11 protein-coding genes and 1 pseudogene are annotated in these 15,218 nt (G+C 73.1%); 3 read left to right on the top strand and 9 right to left on the bottom strand.

What is annotated here, in order from left to right:
* Nucleotides 1-89: 89 nt before the first annotated feature.
* The 4 genes from ACIPXC_RS32865 to ACIPXC_RS32850 all read right to left on the bottom strand — a co-directional run bounded on the left by ACIPXC_RS32865 (nt 90) and on the right by ACIPXC_RS32850 (nt 6,153).
* Nucleotides 90-1,241: an ABC transporter substrate-binding protein gene (locus ACIPXC_RS32865; RefSeq protein ID WP_401625539.1), complete on the bottom strand. Its 1,152-nt coding sequence runs from the start codon at nt 1,239-1,241 to the stop codon at nt 90-92.
* A gap of 122 nt (nt 1,242-1,363) precedes the next feature.
* On the bottom strand, nt 1,364-4,210 hold the full coding sequence (locus ACIPXC_RS32860; protein ID WP_401625536.1) for a SpoIIE family protein phosphatase: 2,847 nt from the start codon (nt 4,208-4,210) through the stop codon (nt 1,364-1,366).
* A gap of 438 nt (nt 4,211-4,648) precedes the next feature.
* Nucleotides 4,649-5,527, bottom strand: a complete 879-nt coding sequence (locus ACIPXC_RS32855) for a PaaX family transcriptional regulator C-terminal domain-containing protein (RefSeq protein WP_401625533.1) — start codon at nt 5,525-5,527, stop codon at nt 4,649-4,651.
* Complete coding sequence (locus ACIPXC_RS32850; protein WP_401625531.1) at nt 5,524-6,153, bottom strand: GNAT family N-acetyltransferase; 630 nt, start codon at nt 6,151-6,153, stop codon at nt 5,524-5,526. Before ACIPXC_RS32850 ends, ACIPXC_RS32855 begins: the two co-directional genes overlap by 4 nt.
* Before the next feature lie 87 nt (nt 6,154-6,240).
* Here ACIPXC_RS32850 and ACIPXC_RS32845 point away from each other — a divergent pair, with 87 nt between their 5' ends.
* The gene (locus ACIPXC_RS32845) at nt 6,241-7,323 is read left to right on the top strand and encodes an alpha/beta hydrolase family protein (protein WP_401625528.1); all 1,083 of its coding nucleotides are present in this window, start codon (nt 6,241-6,243) and stop codon (nt 7,321-7,323) included.
* A 52-nt stretch (nt 7,324-7,375) separates the two neighbouring features.
* A pseudogene (locus tag ACIPXC_RS32840) lies at nt 7,376-7,498 on the top strand (DUF418 domain-containing protein); the annotation flags it as partial.
* A 76-nt stretch (nt 7,499-7,574) separates the two neighbouring features.
* Here the strand turns inward: ACIPXC_RS32840 and ACIPXC_RS32835 are convergent.
* Nucleotides 7,575-7,970 (bottom strand): hypothetical protein, encoded by a 396-nt coding sequence (locus ACIPXC_RS32835; RefSeq protein WP_401625525.1) that lies wholly within the window; start codon nt 7,968-7,970, stop codon nt 7,575-7,577.
* A gap of 366 nt (nt 7,971-8,336) precedes the next feature.
* Here ACIPXC_RS32835 and ACIPXC_RS32830 point away from each other — a divergent pair, with 366 nt between their 5' ends.
* Entirely contained in the window at nt 8,337-8,975 is a 639-nt protein-coding gene (locus ACIPXC_RS32830) for a GPP34 family phosphoprotein (protein ID WP_401625523.1), read from the top strand.
* Between the two features lie 546 nt (nt 8,976-9,521).
* On the opposite strand, the gene ACIPXC_RS32825 is transcribed toward ACIPXC_RS32830, so the two are convergent.
* From ACIPXC_RS32825 to ACIPXC_RS32810, 4 genes are read right to left on the bottom strand one after another with little or no spacing between them, the layout of a single operon-like run.
* The gene (locus ACIPXC_RS32825) at nt 9,522-10,496 is read right to left on the bottom strand and encodes an ABC transporter substrate-binding protein (protein ID WP_401625520.1); all 975 of its coding nucleotides are present in this window, start codon (nt 10,494-10,496) and stop codon (nt 9,522-9,524) included.
* 57 nt (nt 10,497-10,553) lie between these two features.
* Entirely contained in the window at nt 10,554-12,536 is a 1,983-nt protein-coding gene (locus ACIPXC_RS32820) for an ABC transporter permease (protein WP_401625517.1), read from the bottom strand.
* Complete coding sequence (locus tag ACIPXC_RS32815) at nt 12,533-13,639, bottom strand: glycine betaine/L-proline ABC transporter ATP-binding protein (RefSeq protein WP_401625515.1); 1,107 nt, start codon at nt 13,637-13,639, stop codon at nt 12,533-12,535. The genes ACIPXC_RS32820 and ACIPXC_RS32815 overlap by 4 nt, the downstream gene beginning before the upstream one ends.
* Complete coding sequence (locus ACIPXC_RS32810) at nt 13,639-15,177, bottom strand: GMC family oxidoreductase (RefSeq protein WP_401625512.1); 1,539 nt, start codon at nt 15,175-15,177, stop codon at nt 13,639-13,641. Before ACIPXC_RS32810 ends, ACIPXC_RS32815 begins: the two co-directional genes overlap by 1 nt.
* Nucleotides 15,178-15,218: the final 41 nt, after the last annotated feature.

The raw sequence follows: 15,218 nt of genomic DNA, 5'->3' as shown, positions 1-15,218 counted from the left end.
CGACGAGATCTTCGAACGCCTCGCCGGCTACCTGAACCGCCTGCCGAACCCCAAACCCTAGATATGCACCTCTTCCGAGACTCGGGACACTAGGGGGTGCCCGGCGAGACGGCCCTCGCCCAGCTGTGGTCGACGGTCCTCGCCGCCTTCTCCTGCTGCGCCTCCGTCGGGAACCTGGGGGTGCCCTCGACCGTCGGGAGCTTCTCCGCCGCGGTCTCGTCGAGGGTGCCGTTCTCCTCCATCCACTTCATGAGGACGGGGCGCGCGTAGGCCGCGAGCCGGAGGTTCTGGCCCTCCGGGCTGAACAGGTACTCCTGCCACAGCCGCGCCGCGGCCGGGTGGGGGGCGTTCTTGTTGATCCCCTGCGCGTAGTACTGGGCGAAACTCCCGTCGAAGGGGATCGCGGTCCGCCAGTCCACGTCCGCGCCCTTCCTGCGGAACTCCTCGGCGTACCCGAGGTTGAGGAAGTCCCAGTCGATACTGATCGGGGTCTGCCCCTTCTCGATCGTGGCCGGGGTCGATTCGACGGGGATGAAGTTGCCGCTCTCGCTGAGGTCGGCGAAGAATTCGACACCGGGCCGGATGTCGTCGAAGGAGCCCCCGTTCGCCAGGGCCGCCGCGTACACCCCGGCGAAGGCGGAGCCCGACTGTGTCGGGTCGCCGTTGAGGGAGACCTGGCCCTTGTACTCGGGCTTGCGCAGATCGGCGAAAGTCGACGGACAGGTCGTGACGCGGCGTGCGTCGCAGCCGATCGAGACGTAGCCGCCGTAGTTGTTGTACCAGCGGGCCCGCGGGTCCTTCTGGTCCTTGGGGATGTGGTCGTAGGGGACGACCTCGTACGGAGCGAGCAGGTTCTGCCGGGCGGCGGCCGGCGCGAAGGTGCCGCCCACGTCGATCACGTCGGGGGCGCTGCCGTCGCGCCGGTGTTCCTTGAGGGCGTCGACCTCGTCCTGGCTGGTGCCGTCCGGGTTCTCCACCGTGACCTCGATCCCGTACTTCTTCTCGAAGCCGTCGATCAGCGCGCCGTAACCCGCCCAGTCCCTCGGCAGCGCGATGGTATTGAGCGCCCCCTCCTTCCTGGCCGCGGCGGTCAGCGCCGCCAGACCGCCCGCGTCCGCCGCGGACGTGGCCACCGCGGGCGGTCTGGGTGCGGCGGGGGGCTTGTCTCCGCAGGCGCCGAGGAGCCCCGCGGCGAGGGTGAGGCCGGCGACGGCGGCTGTCCGGAGACGAGGTGCGGGCACGAAGGCTCCATAACGGGCGGCACATACTGATCCGATGCCAGCCTACGTGCGGCAGCCGCGACAACGCCGTCCCGGCGGGGCGCGCCCACCACCTGTCCTCCGGCCGACCCACCGGCGCGGACTCAGAACGCCTCGTCGTCCCAGGCGGCGAGCAGCGCCGCCCCCAGGTCCTCCCCGGCCGCCGAGGGCTCGGCGTGGAGGGCCTGCTCACTCCAGATGATCTTGCCGCGGGCGGTGTAGCGGGTGCCCCACCGCTCGGCGAACTGGGCGACGAGGAACAGGCCCCGTCCTCCCTCGTCGGTGGCCTCGGCCCGGCGCAGGTGCGGGGAGGTGCTGGACCCGTCGGACACCTCGCAGACCAGACTGCGGTCGTACAGCAGCCTCACCCGGATGGGCTGCGTCCCGTAGCGGACGGCGTTGGTGATCAGCTCGCTCAGGATGAGTTCCGTGGTGAAGGCGATGTCCTCCAGTCCCCATTCCGCCAGCCGGCGGGCACAGGCGTTGCGCACCGGGGACACCGCCGCCGGATCGGACGCCACCTCCCACTCGGCGATCCGACCGGGATCCAGCCGACGCGTGCGGGCCACCAGCAGCGCGATGTCGTCGCTCTGCCCGCTGGGCAGCATCGCGTCGATCACCGCGGCGCAGGTCTCCTCCGGCGACCCGGCCGGCCCGGCCAGGGCGGCGCCCAGCGCCGACAGACCCGCGTCGACGTCGCGGTCGCGGCTCTCCAGCAGCCCGTCGGTGAACAGCACCAGCTGGGCGCCCTCGGGAACGGTCAGCGACGCGGTCTCCATGGGCATGCCGGCGCCGAGGCCCAGCGGCGGCGAGACCGGCAGTTCGGGGAACGACACCGTGCCGTCGGGGTGGACGACGGCCAGGCCCGGGTGGCCCGCGGTCGCGGCGGTCACCTGCCCCGAGACGGAGTCGTAGACGGCGCACAGGCAGGTGGCGCCGGTGAGCCCCTGCCACTCCTGCTCACCGGCGCCCTCGTCGGTGTCGATGTGGGCGACCAGCTCGTCCAGATGGCTCAGGAGCTCGTCGGCGGGCAGGTCGAGCGTGGAGAAGTTGTGCATCGCGGTGCGCAGCCGGCCCATGGTGGCGGCGGCGTGCAGACCGTGCCCGACGACATCCCCGACCACCAGCGCGACCCGGGCGCCGGGCAGCGGGATCACGTCGAACCAGTCCCCGCCCACCCCCGCCTGCGCGGGCAGGTAGCGGTGGGCGACCTCGACCGCGGACTGGTCCGGTACGCCCCGGGGCAGCAGGCTGCGCTGCAGCGTGACCGCCATGGTGTGCTCGCGGGTGAAGCGGCGGGCGTTGTCGATGGACAGCGCCGCCCGGGCGGTCAGCTCCTCGGCGAAGGACACGTCCTCCTCCTCGAAGGCCGGCGAGGGCTCCATCCGCCAGAAGCCCGCCATACCCAGCAGCACGCCGCGGGCGCTCAGCGGGACGGCGATCACCGAGTGGACGCCCTGCTCCAGCATGCGCCGGGACCGGGCCGGGTCCTGGGCCATCCACTCCCGGGTGGCCCGCAGGTCCTCCACCCGCACCGCGTGCTCGCCGGCCACTCCGATCGCCATGGGGCTGGTCGGGACGAACCGGATCAGCTCGCCGACCTCGTAGAGGGGATGCGGCTCCTGAGCGGCGACGACGGCGGTGCGGCGCATCTCGGTGCCCGGCTCGGGCGGCTCGTCGCCGTGCAGCACCGGGTCCAGCAGGTCGACCGAGGCGATGTCGGCGAACCTCGGGACCGCCACCTCCGCCAGCTCCCCGGCGGTGCGGCTCACGTCCAGCGTCGTACCGATGCGCACCCCCGCGTCGTAGAGCAGCTTCAGCCGCTCGTGGGCCACCTCGGCCCGCCCGGAGAGCGCCCGCAGCTCGGTGGTGTCGCGCAGGGTGACCACGGTCCCCGCCTGCCCGAAGGGGGCCGTGGGCCGGATGTTGACCGCCAGCAGCCGATCGGCCGCCACGTGCAGCTCGTCGGTCGCGGAACGGCCCGAGGCGATCGACGCGGCGATCTCCTCCTCCAGGCCCAGCTCGGTGACGGGGCGCCCCTCCGCGTCCGCAGGCAGGTCCAGCAGCCGCCGCGCCTCGTCGTTGGCCAGCAGCAGGCGCCCGCCACCACCGACGATCAGCACGCCCTCCCGGACCGCGTGCAGCACGGCGTCGTGGTGCTCGTACATCCTCGTCATCTCCGCCGGCCCCAGGCCGTGGGTCCGGCGCAGCAGCCGGCGGCTCACCAGAGCCGTGCCGCCCGCCGACAGGGCGAGCACCAGGGCCGCCGTACCGATGACGACCGGCAGCTGCCGGTTCACCATGCTCTGCACGTTCTGGACGGTGACCGGGGAGGCCACGACGGCGATCACCTGGCCCTCGGAGTCCTTGACCGGTACCGCCGACACCACGGACTGTCCCAGGGACCCCTCGAACGTCTCGGTGAAGGAGTTGCCGGCCGCGGCCTTGGAGAACGGGCCGACCACGTGCTTGCCGATCTGGCGCGGGTCGCTGTGGGCGATCGTGAGTCCGTCGAGCGTGTAGACGTTGATGCCGTCCACCCCGGCGATCTTCCCGGCCGCCTGGGCGCTCGGCTGGAGCACCGCGCTCGGATGGGGACTGCGCAGGGCGGCGACGATCCCGGGGGATTCGGCGAACGTGCCGGCGGCGGCGAGCGTGCGGTGCCGGGCATCCAGCATGGCGTCACTGCGGGCCTGCACGACGAGCGCCACCACCGCGGCGGCGACGAGCAGCACCACGACGACGAGCTGGAGGAGGAACACCTCGCCGGCCACGCTGCGCGCGCTCAGCAGCGAGGACAGCCGCTGCGGCCGCCGGACCCCGCCCGCCCGGGGCTGGGCGGGCTCCTGGGCCGCTTGACGGTCTTCCGAGTGGGGACCTGCGGAGCCTGCGGAGGAGCGCTTGGCCGAACCGGGCAGCACACGCCGCAGATGTCCCAGGAAGACGCTCATAATCCATCTTCTAACCTCTCCGGCCCGTCGGCAGCGGGGAGCGGCGCGCACCGACCCACCTCCGCCGCTTCCCCCGCAGCCGTCTGCGCAGGTCAGGGCCCTGCCCGCAGGGGTACCGGCCCGGGCTCGGTTTCGGGGGTACCGGTGGACGCGTCCCGTGACGCCGCCGGTCACCCCGGGGTTCCCGCCCGCCACCGCGGCCCTGCGGAAGAAGCGCGCGCACCGAGCGGAGGTGCGGCGCCACGGCCTGGACGCTGCCGTGCCGGCCGAGCGCCTCGCGGAGCCGGGTCCGGCTCCGGCGCGGGGGCTGTCGTCGAGGCCGGCCGGGACCGGGCCGTGCTCGGCGAGCAGGTCTGTCCTCGTGGCCGCGCCGTCGCTGCTCCACGTGGCCTGTCACGGCTCGCCCGAGCTCCGACCGGCGGTCCCGGTCGACATCCCTCAGGGGGTGGTGAGGGCCTCGTCGTAGAGGCGGAAGAGGCGCAGGCTGCCGGTGACCCGGCCGTCTGCGCCCAGGGCTTCCCAGCACCGGGCGGCCAGGGCGCGGGCGCGGCTGCCGGGCCAGGGCCGGGGCAGCAGCTCGGGAGGCAGCAGGGGGTCGGGCTCCATGGCGGTGGTGAAGGCCGCCGCGAGCTCGATGGCGTACGTCAGCCTTTCGACGTCGGTGGGACGGCCGGCGGGGGACAGGCGGGCCGCGCGGTCCTCGGCGAGGGCGGCGAGTGCCTCGTACCGTTCGGCGATCGAGTCGAGCGGCCACAGCAGGGCGGCCAGCCGCGCCGGGTCCCGCTCCTCGCCGACCCTGAGGTCACGGCTGGTGAGGCGGGTGAGGGAGGGCAGGACGCCGAGGTGGCGGGCGTGCGTCTCCACGATGTCCCCGATCGCGTTCGCGGCGACGTACAGGCCGCCCTGGAGCGGGGCGGCGCCGAGATGGAGGAGGGTGTCGCGCAGCGCGTCGCGGGACTGCCGGGCGGTCTCGGGAACGGCGAAGGCGAACAGGTGCCAGGTGCCGTCCCAGGGGGCGAGTCCCCGGTCCTGCCGGTAGGCGTGCCGGACGTACTCGGCGTCCGGCGCGACGGCGCCCGTCGCGTCGGCGGTGGCGAGCAGGCGGGCCCTGCGGCCGCGGCCCTCCTGGGTGAACCGCCCTTCGGTGACGAGCCGTTTGAGGCAGAGCCGGACCTGCTGATCGGTCATGCCGAGGGCTTCGGCGACGGAGTACAGCTCGCCGGCGTCGACGGTGCCGTCCTCGCGGACGAGGGCGAACACCAGAGTCCGGGTCCCGATGCCGGGGGAGGCGGGTTCTGCCGCGGGTCGGCTGGTCATCGCTGCTGCTCCGAGGTGGTTCCGGGGTGTGCCGTGACGGCTCGGTGCATCGTAGTCACCGCGCCGAAGCCCATGAGGCCCCTGAGGTACGGGGTCTGCTCGGTCCGTACGGCGCGGAAGCCGTGCCGCTCGTACAGGGCGCGGGCCCTGGGGTTGACGTCGATGACGTCCAGGCGGACCCGGGAGCAGCCGTGTCCGGCCGCGACGGCCGCGATCTCCGTCAGCAGGAGGCTCCCGATGCCCGCGCCGCGGTGTGCGGGGTCGACGGCGATGCCGTCCATGACCAGCTCGCCCGGCGTCGGCGTGCGTTCGAGCAGCGCCAGTGCGGCGAGCCGGGGCAGGCCCCGCAGGAGCCCGTAGGCGCGGAGCACGTCGCGCACGCCGCCGCCGGTCAGGGCGCGTCCGTCGAGTCGGTAGCCGGCCACGCCCACGACGCGGTCGCCGCCGGGGACGCGGGCGACGGCGGCGCGGTCGTGGTGGAGGTGGCCGGCGATGAAGGCGCGGCCCTGCTCGGGCGGCCCCAGCGCGACGCCGAGCTTGCGGCCGAAGGCCTCCCAGTACAGCTCCGCGACCCGCTCCTCGGCGCCCCGCGGCACGCCGCGCCCGATGGCCACGTTTGCTCCCATGACACTCCTCCTCGCGTTCTCCGAATGAACATAGTACGGTCGAATGCGGAACGAGCGTTTATGAAACGATAGTTTTATGGGGGTCGGATGAAGGACACGCGTACGGCACGCACGCTCGGTCGCCGTGGCCGTCGCCGTCGAAGGGTGCGCGCCGCGCTCGCGGTGCTGGCCGCGGTGGTGGTCGTGGCGGCCGGGCTGGGCGGGCTGGTGGTGTGGCAGAACACCTACGAGCTGCGCGAGGAACCGGTGGTGATACGTCAGGCAGGGCGCACCCTGCACGGCGTGCTGGCCCTGCCCGTGCGGGGGAAGGGGCCGTTCCCGCTGGTGGTGTTCGTGCACGGGGACGGCCCGGTGGACGCCACCCACGACACCTTCTACCGTCCGATGTGGGAGGCCTTCGCCCGCTCCGGGTACGCCTCGCTGTCCTGGAACAAGCCGGGCGTCGGCGGTGCGCCGGGCGACTGGCTCGACCAGAGCATGGACGACCGGGCCGCCGAGGCCGCCGACGCGATCGCCTGGGCCCGCGGGCGCCCGGACGTCGACGGCGCCAGGATCGGCCTGTGGGGCGCCAGCCAGGCCGGCTGGGTCCTGCCCGGGATCGCCGCCCAGGACCGCCGCATCCGGTTCGTCATCGCCGTCTCGCCCGCCGTCAACTGGCACCGGCAGGGCCGCTACAACCTCCTCGCCGAGCTCCGCCGGGACGGCGCCTCCGACGAGGAGGTCGCGACCGCCCTGCGCCGCCGCGAGACCGGCCTGGAACTCCTCGGACGCGGCGCCTCCTACGAGGAGTACGTCCACGCCCTCGGCGACCCGGACGGCATGACCGCCGCCCGCTGGCGGTTCGTCACCAAGAACCACACCGCCGACGCGAGCGCGGACCTGCCCGCCCTGCGCGGCATCCCCGTCCTCCTGGTGCTCGCCGGACACGACGTCAACGTGGACACCGCCGAGACCGAGGCCGCGTACCGCCGCCTGCTGCCGGGGCCGGCGCTGCGCGTCGCCCACTACCCCGACGCCACCCACGCACTGGTCAGACGCGCCCTGGAGGACTCCTCGCCGCGCCTGACGCTGACCGCGCTGTGCGCGCCCAGAGCCCTGTTCGCCGAAGGATTCCTGGCCGACCAGGCACGGTTCCTGACCACCGTGGAGACCGAAGGGGCCCGGCCATGACCACCGGACCCGCAACAGCGCCCCCGACACAACCGGCCGACGGCCGACCACCCTGGGCCGGCTGGCGCCCCCGTACGTCGCACTGACGGCCCTCCTCCTGTTCGCCGTCCAACTGGCCTTCGGCCACTGGTGGCTGGCCCGTCACCGCTACGGCCCGGTGGAATGGGTCCTGCGAGCGGTCACCCTGGCCGGGCGTCCCGACCGGCGGGGCGGGGACGCCACGGGCGCCGGGCCTGACGCACCTCAGGGCGTCAGGGCGTCAGGCGGTGGTACGCGGACCGGGCGCGGGCGAGCCGGGAGAGAACGGTGCCCGTGCCCGCGGCCGCGAGGAGGCAGACGATCCGGCCCAGGTCGTACGGGGCCTCCCAGGTGAGCGCACCCATGGGGGCGGTGGCGAAGGCGTTGAGCACGAGCCAGCACAGCAACGCGGTACCGGGCGCCGCGGTGAGGCGAGCTCCCGTGCTGACCAGTGCCACGGTGACGGAGATCGCGACCAGGTCGAGCGTGGGGTCCCCCTGTCCGTCGAGGAAGTTGAACACGGCGACCAGGGCGAAGGCGGTGGTGGCCGCGACGGCCCAGATCCTCGACGTCGCGGCCGGAGCGGGCACGGGACGGATGCCGGAGTGGATCTGCTTCCATTCGAGCATGCAAAGCCTCCTTCGTGCGGTTCCCGCCCCCTTGCGGTCGAACCGACTGGCGCCGTCGCTACTGTAACGGCGTCCACGGGCCGAGGAGTTCACCCGGGTCTGATGCCATTCGTCCTGGGGTGACGTCCGGCGTCGGGGGCCCAAGCCTCCAGCGCCGCTGCCTCGCCGCTGCCTCGCCGCTGCCTCGCCGCGGCGGTCGCCGAGTCCCCGGGAGGAGGGGCAGGAGGGGCAAGTGGTTCCCGTCACACCCCCACACCTGCCTGGATCGGGCGGAGCCGGGAACGCGGACGGCGTGGTGGGCGTTGGTGTCACCACGGGAAGACGACGGGCGGAGCTGCCTTCCGCCGACCACGCTGGGGAGGCCTCATGAGTACGGCCAAGGACCTGTTCATCATCGCCATGGACCAGGAGCCCGACCGCCCCGTCGGACAGGGAGACCTGTCGCTGGCCCTCGCGGGTGCCGAGCTGATCGACCTCCTCGGAGCGGAGGCCGCGGCCCTGGACGGCGACCGTGTCGTGCCGGGCACCGGGACCGGGCCGCACGACCCCCTCCTGGCCGAGGCGGCGGCCCTCGCCCGGCAGGTGCCGTACGAGGGGATCGAGGACTGGCTGTGGCGCCGCGGGCGGGACCTGTCGGCGACGTACCAGGCCGCGCTGGAGGAGGCCGGTCAGCTGACACGGGGGCGCCGCGGCCTGCTGCCCTTCGGAAGCCACCGGCTGGAGCCGGCCGACACGCCCGTCCGGCGCCGGGCCCGCGGGCGGTGGGAGGAGGGCGAGCCCGTCCTGGCCGCCCTCGGCGCCGCCGTCGGTATCGGGGGCGCCGTGGCCAGTGGCGGTGGCGGTGCCGGAGCCGACGGCGGGGATCGGCCCGGGCCCGGTCTCCCGGACGAGGCGGTGACGGCCGTCCTGGCCGTCGTCAACGACGCGGTGACGGAGCTCGCGGCCGTACAGCAACGGCGGTCCATCGAGAACGCCGCCTTCGCCAACGTCTGGCGCGTCCCGTGAGGCGGGATCCTTGAGGTCGAGGGAAGCGTGCGCCACGGGCCGGCCGGGTCCGTGATGAGGGCACGGTGGGTCGTGAGGACCGTCTCGTACCACTCGCCGAACTCCTCCTCGCCGAAGTGGAGGCAGCGGCCCAGGACGCAGGCGGCGGCCTCGGCGCGTCGGCGCACCGCGTTCCCCGCGGCCTGGCGCCAGTGGTCGACGTCCACGGGGCCCGCGAAGTCCAGGGCCATGGAGCGGCGAAGCCGCAGCACGAACTCCCAGCAGCCCGAGGAGTGCGCCGAGACGCTGCGGCAGGTACCGACGGGCGAGGGTGCGGACGGGCAGGGGTGCGGACGGGCCGATCGCTCGCCGGGTCCTGTCGTCGAAGTGGCGCCGCGGGCCAGGCGGGACTTCGACGACAGGACCCGGCACGGCGCGCGTTCCGTGTGCGGCCGGCCCGGGAACGGGCGCGGCCACCGTCGATCGTCGTGACTCGTGGGGACGAGCGACGAGACGGCGGCCACGGGACCGCGGGACCGCGGGAGGGTGTGCTCCGCGACGGGCCGGTTACTTCTTCGGCATCCATGCCTTCCAGGTGGCCTCGTTCTCCTTGACCCACTTCTCGGCCGCCTGCTCCGGGGTCATCTTGTCGGCGGCGACGTACTTGGCGACGAGGTTCTGCTGCTCGGTCGTCCAGCGGAAGTTCTTCAGGAACCGTGCCGCCTCGCTGTCCTCCTTCGCGAAGTCGGCGTTCATCCACTTCTTCAGCGGAACGTCCGGGTAGGCGCAGGCGACGGCCTTCTTGTCGGTGTCGCAGCCCTCCTTGTACGGCGGCAGCTTCACCTCGACCAGGTCCATGGTCGCGTTCATCCACTGGGGGGTCCACCAGTAGGTGAGGAAGGGCTTCTTGTTCTTGTACAGCTGCTCCAGCTGTGCCAGATGGGTGGCCTCGGCGCCGGCCTCGATCGGCTTGTAGTTCAGACCGAGGTTCTCGATCAGGGCGTTGTCGTGGGAGACGTAGGACGGGTCGCCCTTGATGAACTGGCCCTGCGCACCGCTCTCGGGCGTCTTGAGGAGGTCGGCGTACTTGTTGAGGTTCTTGGCGTCCGTGATGTCCGGGTGCTCGTCCGCGACGTACTTCGGGACGAACCAGCCGATGTGGCCCGTCACACCGAGCTCGCCGGCGGAGACGACGCTCTTGTTGCCCTCGACGTAGCGCTTCTCCTCCTGGGGGTGGCCCCAGTCCTCCAGGATCGCGTCGATCTTGCCCTGGCTCATCGCGTCCCAGGCCGGGGTCTCGTCCATCTGCCGGGTGCTGACCTTGTAGTCGAGCTCGTGCTCCAGCAGGTAGGCCGCGACCGCCGTGTTGACCTCGGCGCCCACCCAGGACGGCGTGTGCAGGTTGACGGTCTTGGACGTCCCGCCGGTCTCGGCGGCGCTGCAGGCGTTGACGGTCAGGAGGGCGAGCACGGCGGCCGCCGCGCCGCCGACCTTGGCGGCATGGGTCATGGTCCGGGTATGGCGGATGCTCTGCGTGGTCATGATGGGTTGCCTTTCATGGGGGAGAACGGTGGGGAAGCCCGGGCCGGGCGGCCCGTTTCAGCGGCGGGCGGCGGCGGTGGAGGTCTGCGGGGGCTGGGTCAGCCGGTCCAGGGCGAGGCCGAGGCAGACGATGCCGGTGCCGGCGATCAGGCCGGTGCCGAGCTCACCCGCGGTCAGGCCCTTGACGACGTCGAAGCCGAGGCCGCCACCGCCCACCAGGCCGCCGATGACGACGACGGCGAGGACGAGGACGACGCCCTGGTTCGCGGCGACCAGCAGCGCCGGGCGGGCCAGCGGCCACTGCACGTCGCGGATCTGCTGCCAGGTGGTGGCGCCCAGGGAGCGGGAGGCCTCCATCGCCCCCGGACTGACCTGACGCAGGCCCTGTGCGGTGACCCGGACGACCGCGGGCAGGGCGTAGACGGCCGCCGCCGTGATCGCGGCGACCCGGCCCGCGTTGAACAGCTGCACCACCGGGATGAGGTAGATGAACTGCGGCAGGGTCTGCATGGCGTCGAACACCGGGCGCAGCATCCGTTCGACGGTCCTGACGCGGGCCGTGAGGATGCCCAGGGCGAAGCCCGTCAGCAGGGTGAGGGCGATGGCCACCAGCACCTGCGACAAGGTGTAGAGGGACTTGCTCCAGATGCCGAGCACCCCGGTGCAGGACAGCGCGAGCACCGTGGTCAGCGCGGCCCGCCGGCCGCCGACCAGCCAGGCGATCGCTCCGGCCGCCAGTAGCACCGACCACCAGGGCAGGGTCTGCAGCCCGTCGTTCAGCGGGTTCAGCACCCAGGTGGTGAAGTTGCCGGCCCAGACGGAGCTGCCGCCCAGGACCGGGACGTCCTGGTAGACCGAGGCCACCAGCCAGTCCACACCGGCGTTGAGCGGCGCGGCGATGTCCACGGTGAGCGGCGCGGGCCAGCCGTCGGCCAGCCGGGGGCCCACGGCCAGTCCGGCCGCCGCCACCGCGAGGGCCAGGCCGGCCGCGCGGCGGCCGACGGGCGTTCCCGCGCGGGCACCCGCCGCGGCGGTGGTGCGGTCCAGCCACACCGCGACCAGCACGATCGCGAGACCGGCGGTCAGGCCCTGCCCGAAGTCCCGGGTCTTCAGCGCCTGGTAGACGCTCTCGCCCAGGCCACCGGCTCCCACCACGGAGGCGATGACCACCATCGACAGCGCCATCATGATCGTCTGGTTCAGTCCCAGGAAGAGCTGCGCCCGTGCCATGGGCAGCCGCGCCGTCCACAGCCGCTGCCGGCGGGTCGAACCCAGGGACCGGGACGCCTCAAGGACGCCGGCGTCCGTGCCGCGCAGCCCCAGGGAGGTCATCCGGACCATCGGAGGCGCCGCGTAGATCACCGTGGTGATCAGCGCCGACGGGGTACCGATGCCGAAGACCAGGACGAGGGGGAGCAGGTAGGCGAAGGCCGGCAGCACCTGCATGGTGTCCAGCACCGGCCGCAGCAGCCGCTGGGCGGTGTCCGAGAGGCCGCAGGCCAGACCGAGGAGCAGGCCGAGCACGGTCGCCGCGGCGACGGAGACGAGCATCAGGGCCAGCGTCCCGGTCGTCTGCTCCCACAGGCCGAGCAGACCGCAGCCGGCCAGGGAACCGGCGGCGATGAGGGCCGGGCCGACGCCCTTGCGGCCCGCCCCGGCCGCGTACCAGGCCAGGGCCGCCGCGAGCGGGAGCACGCCCGCCCATCCGGCCCCGGTGAGGAGCCCGTGGACCGCGTCCACCGAGTCGGTCGCGGTGTTCGACAGGTGCAGCAGGAAGTACAGGAACACCGGGTGGCTGTCCCGGTTGTCGACCACCCAGTCGGCGAAGGAGTCGAGGGAGGGGGCCAGGTCGAGACGCAGCGCCTGCGGCCAGCCGCCGTCCGCGAGCAGCGCGGCCGTGGGCAGCAGCAGGGCGAGAGCCAGCAGCACGGCCGGGGTGACGGGCCGCAGCGGGCTCCGTTCGGGCCGGGGCGCGGGCGTCGGAGCACCGTCCTCGGCCCGGTCGACGGCTACGGGCGGCAGGGACTTCGTGGCGCTCATGCCGTCACCGCGTCCTGGTCCGGGGCCGGCCGGGAGGGCCCGGGAGAGGTGCCGTCCCCCGTCGCCGCGGGCTGAGCGATTCCGGCGACCACGGCGAGCAGCGCCGCCTGGTCCACGACCCCCAGCAGCTTTCCGTCCGCGACCACCCGGGCGGGCACGCCGTCCCGGGCCACCTCGGCGATGGCCTCGGCCACGGTGGCGTCCGGCGCGAGAACGGCGCCGTGCGCGGCCTCGTCACCGGTGGCAGGACGCATCGCCCGCGCCACGGGGACGATCTGCTCGCGCGGGACGTCACGCACGAAGTCCCGTACGTAGTCGTCGGCGGGCCGGGTGACGATCTCCTCCGGCGTGCCGAGCTGGACGATGGCGCCCTCCCGCATGAGCGCGATCCGGTCGCCGAGCTTGAGCGCCTCGGGGAGGTCGTGGGTGATGAACACCATCGTCCGCCCTTCCTCCCGGTGGAGGCGGACCACCTCGTCCTGCATGTCACGGCGGATCAGCGGGTCGAGGGCGCTGAACGGCTCGTCGAAGAGGAGGACTTCGGGGTCGGTGGCGAGGGCGCGGGCCAGGCCGACCCGCTGCTGCTGACCGCCGGACAGCTGGTCAGGGCGCCGGTCCTCCAGACCGGACAGACCCACCTTGGCGACGAACTCACCGGCCCGGGAACGACGTTCGGCCCTCGCCACCCCCTGGATCTCCAGGCCGTAGGCCACGTTGTCCAGGACGGTCCGGTGCGGCAGCAGGCCGAAGTGCTGGAACACCATGGCGGCACGGTGCCTGCGCAGTTCGCGCAGCCTGCCGGCGTCCATCGCGAGGACGTCCTCGCCGTCCATGGACAGTTCCCCGCCCGTGGGCTCGATCAGCCGGGTCAGACAGCGCACCAGCGTGGACTTGCCGGAGCCGGAAAGCCCCATGACCACGAACACCTCGCCGCGGCGCACGTCGAAGGAGACGTTCCGCACGGCCGCGGTGCAGCCGGTCCGCTCTCGGATCTCCGCCGCCGACATCGCGGCGTACCGGGGGTCGGCCGCCACCCGCGAGGCCTTCGGGCCGAAGACCTTCCACAGGCCGCGTACGGAGAACACGGGATCGTGACTGTCCATCAGGCGGCCTCCTCTCCGGCGGTGGACGGCACAAGCAGCTCGGCGCACCGCTCTCCGACCATCAGGACCGCGATCATCGGGTTCACCGCCGGGATGGTCGGGAAGACGGAGGCGTCGGCGATCCGGACCCCCTCCAGTCCGCGGACGGTCAGGTCCGGGGCGACCACGGCCAGGCCGTCGTCCTCGGCACCGATCCGGCAGGTGCCGGCCGGGTGGTAGACGGTGTGCGCGACCTTCCGCGCGTACTCGCTCAGTTCCTCGTCCCCGGTGATCTCGGGGCCCGGGCAGACCTCGCGGCCCAGCCAGGACGCCAGCGGCTCGGTGGCGGCGATCTTCCGGGCGATGCGGATGCCGTCGACGAGAGTGCGGGCGTCGTAGTCGTGGTCGTCGGTGAAGTAGCGGAAGTCCAGCGCGGGCTTGACCGACGGATCGGCGCTGGTCAGGTAGAGCCGGCCGCGGCTGCGGGGCTTGGGGATGTTCGGGGTCAACGACACACCGTGGGCAGGCCGTTCGTAGCCGAGCCGCTCGGGATTGTCGGTGAAGGGGATCTGGTAGAAGTGGAACATCAGGTCCGGTCCGGGGGACCGGGGATCCCGGCGCACGAACAGCCCGGCGTCGCTGTCCATCGCGGAGTTGTCGGGTATCGGCCCGTGGGTCTCCCAGACGATCACGGATTCGGGATGGTCGAGCAGGTTCTCGCCGACACCGGGCAGATCGTGCCGGACCTCGATGCCGAGGGCGGCCAGGTCCTCGCGCGGGCCGACACCGGAGTGCAGCAGCAGCCGAGGGGTGTCCACCGCACCCGCGCAGACGATGACCTCCCGGGCGGCCCGGACGACGATCTCCTCGCCGTCCTTCGCACGCGCGGCGACGCCGGTGACCCGGCGGCCCTCGAACTCCAGCCGGTGCGCCCAGGTCTCCAGCAGCAGATGGAGGTTGGGCCGGTCCAGGAAGGGGTGGAGGTAGGCGACCGAGGCCGAGGAGCGCTTGTTGTCCTCCGGGTGGTAGGCCAGGTCGAAGAAGCCGGTGCCCTCGTGGAACGGCTGTCGGTTGAAGCCTTCGATCCGAGGGACCCCGAGCGCCTGCTGTGCGGCGTCCACGAAGTCGCGGGCGATCGCGTTGCGGTCCTTCTCGTCGACCGGGACGATGTTGTTCAGGAGCCGGTCGAAGTACGGTTCCATCGACGCCGCGTCCCAGCCGTCGGCTCCGAGCGCGGCCCACTCGTTCCAGTCCGAGGGCAGCGGCTTGAACGCGATGAGGGTGTTGTGCGAGGAGCAGCCGCCGAGGACGCGGGCGCGGCTGTGGCGGATGTGCGAATTGCCGCGGGGCTGCTCGGTGGTGGGGTAGTCGTAGTCGAGTTCGCCGCCGAGCAGCCCCATCCAGCGGCGCAGGGTGAGCACGTCGGGGCGGTCGACGTCAGTGGGGCCGCCCTCGATGACGGCGACGGTGACGTCCGGGTTCTCGGTGAGGCGGGAGGCGATCACCGAACCGGCGGTGCCGCCGCCGACGATGACGTAGTCGTACGTTCTCTCGGACATGGTGCGTTTTCTCCAAGGGGCGTGGGTGTCTTCGGATCCTC

Origin of the sequence: Streptomyces sp. NPDC090021, assembly GCF_044748225.1 — a bacterium.
Lineage (GTDB): Bacteria > Actinomycetota > Actinomycetes > Streptomycetales > Streptomycetaceae > Streptomyces.
The sequence above is the reverse complement of the archived record's forward strand: the minus strand, read 5'-3'. Positions and strand labels throughout refer to the sequence as shown.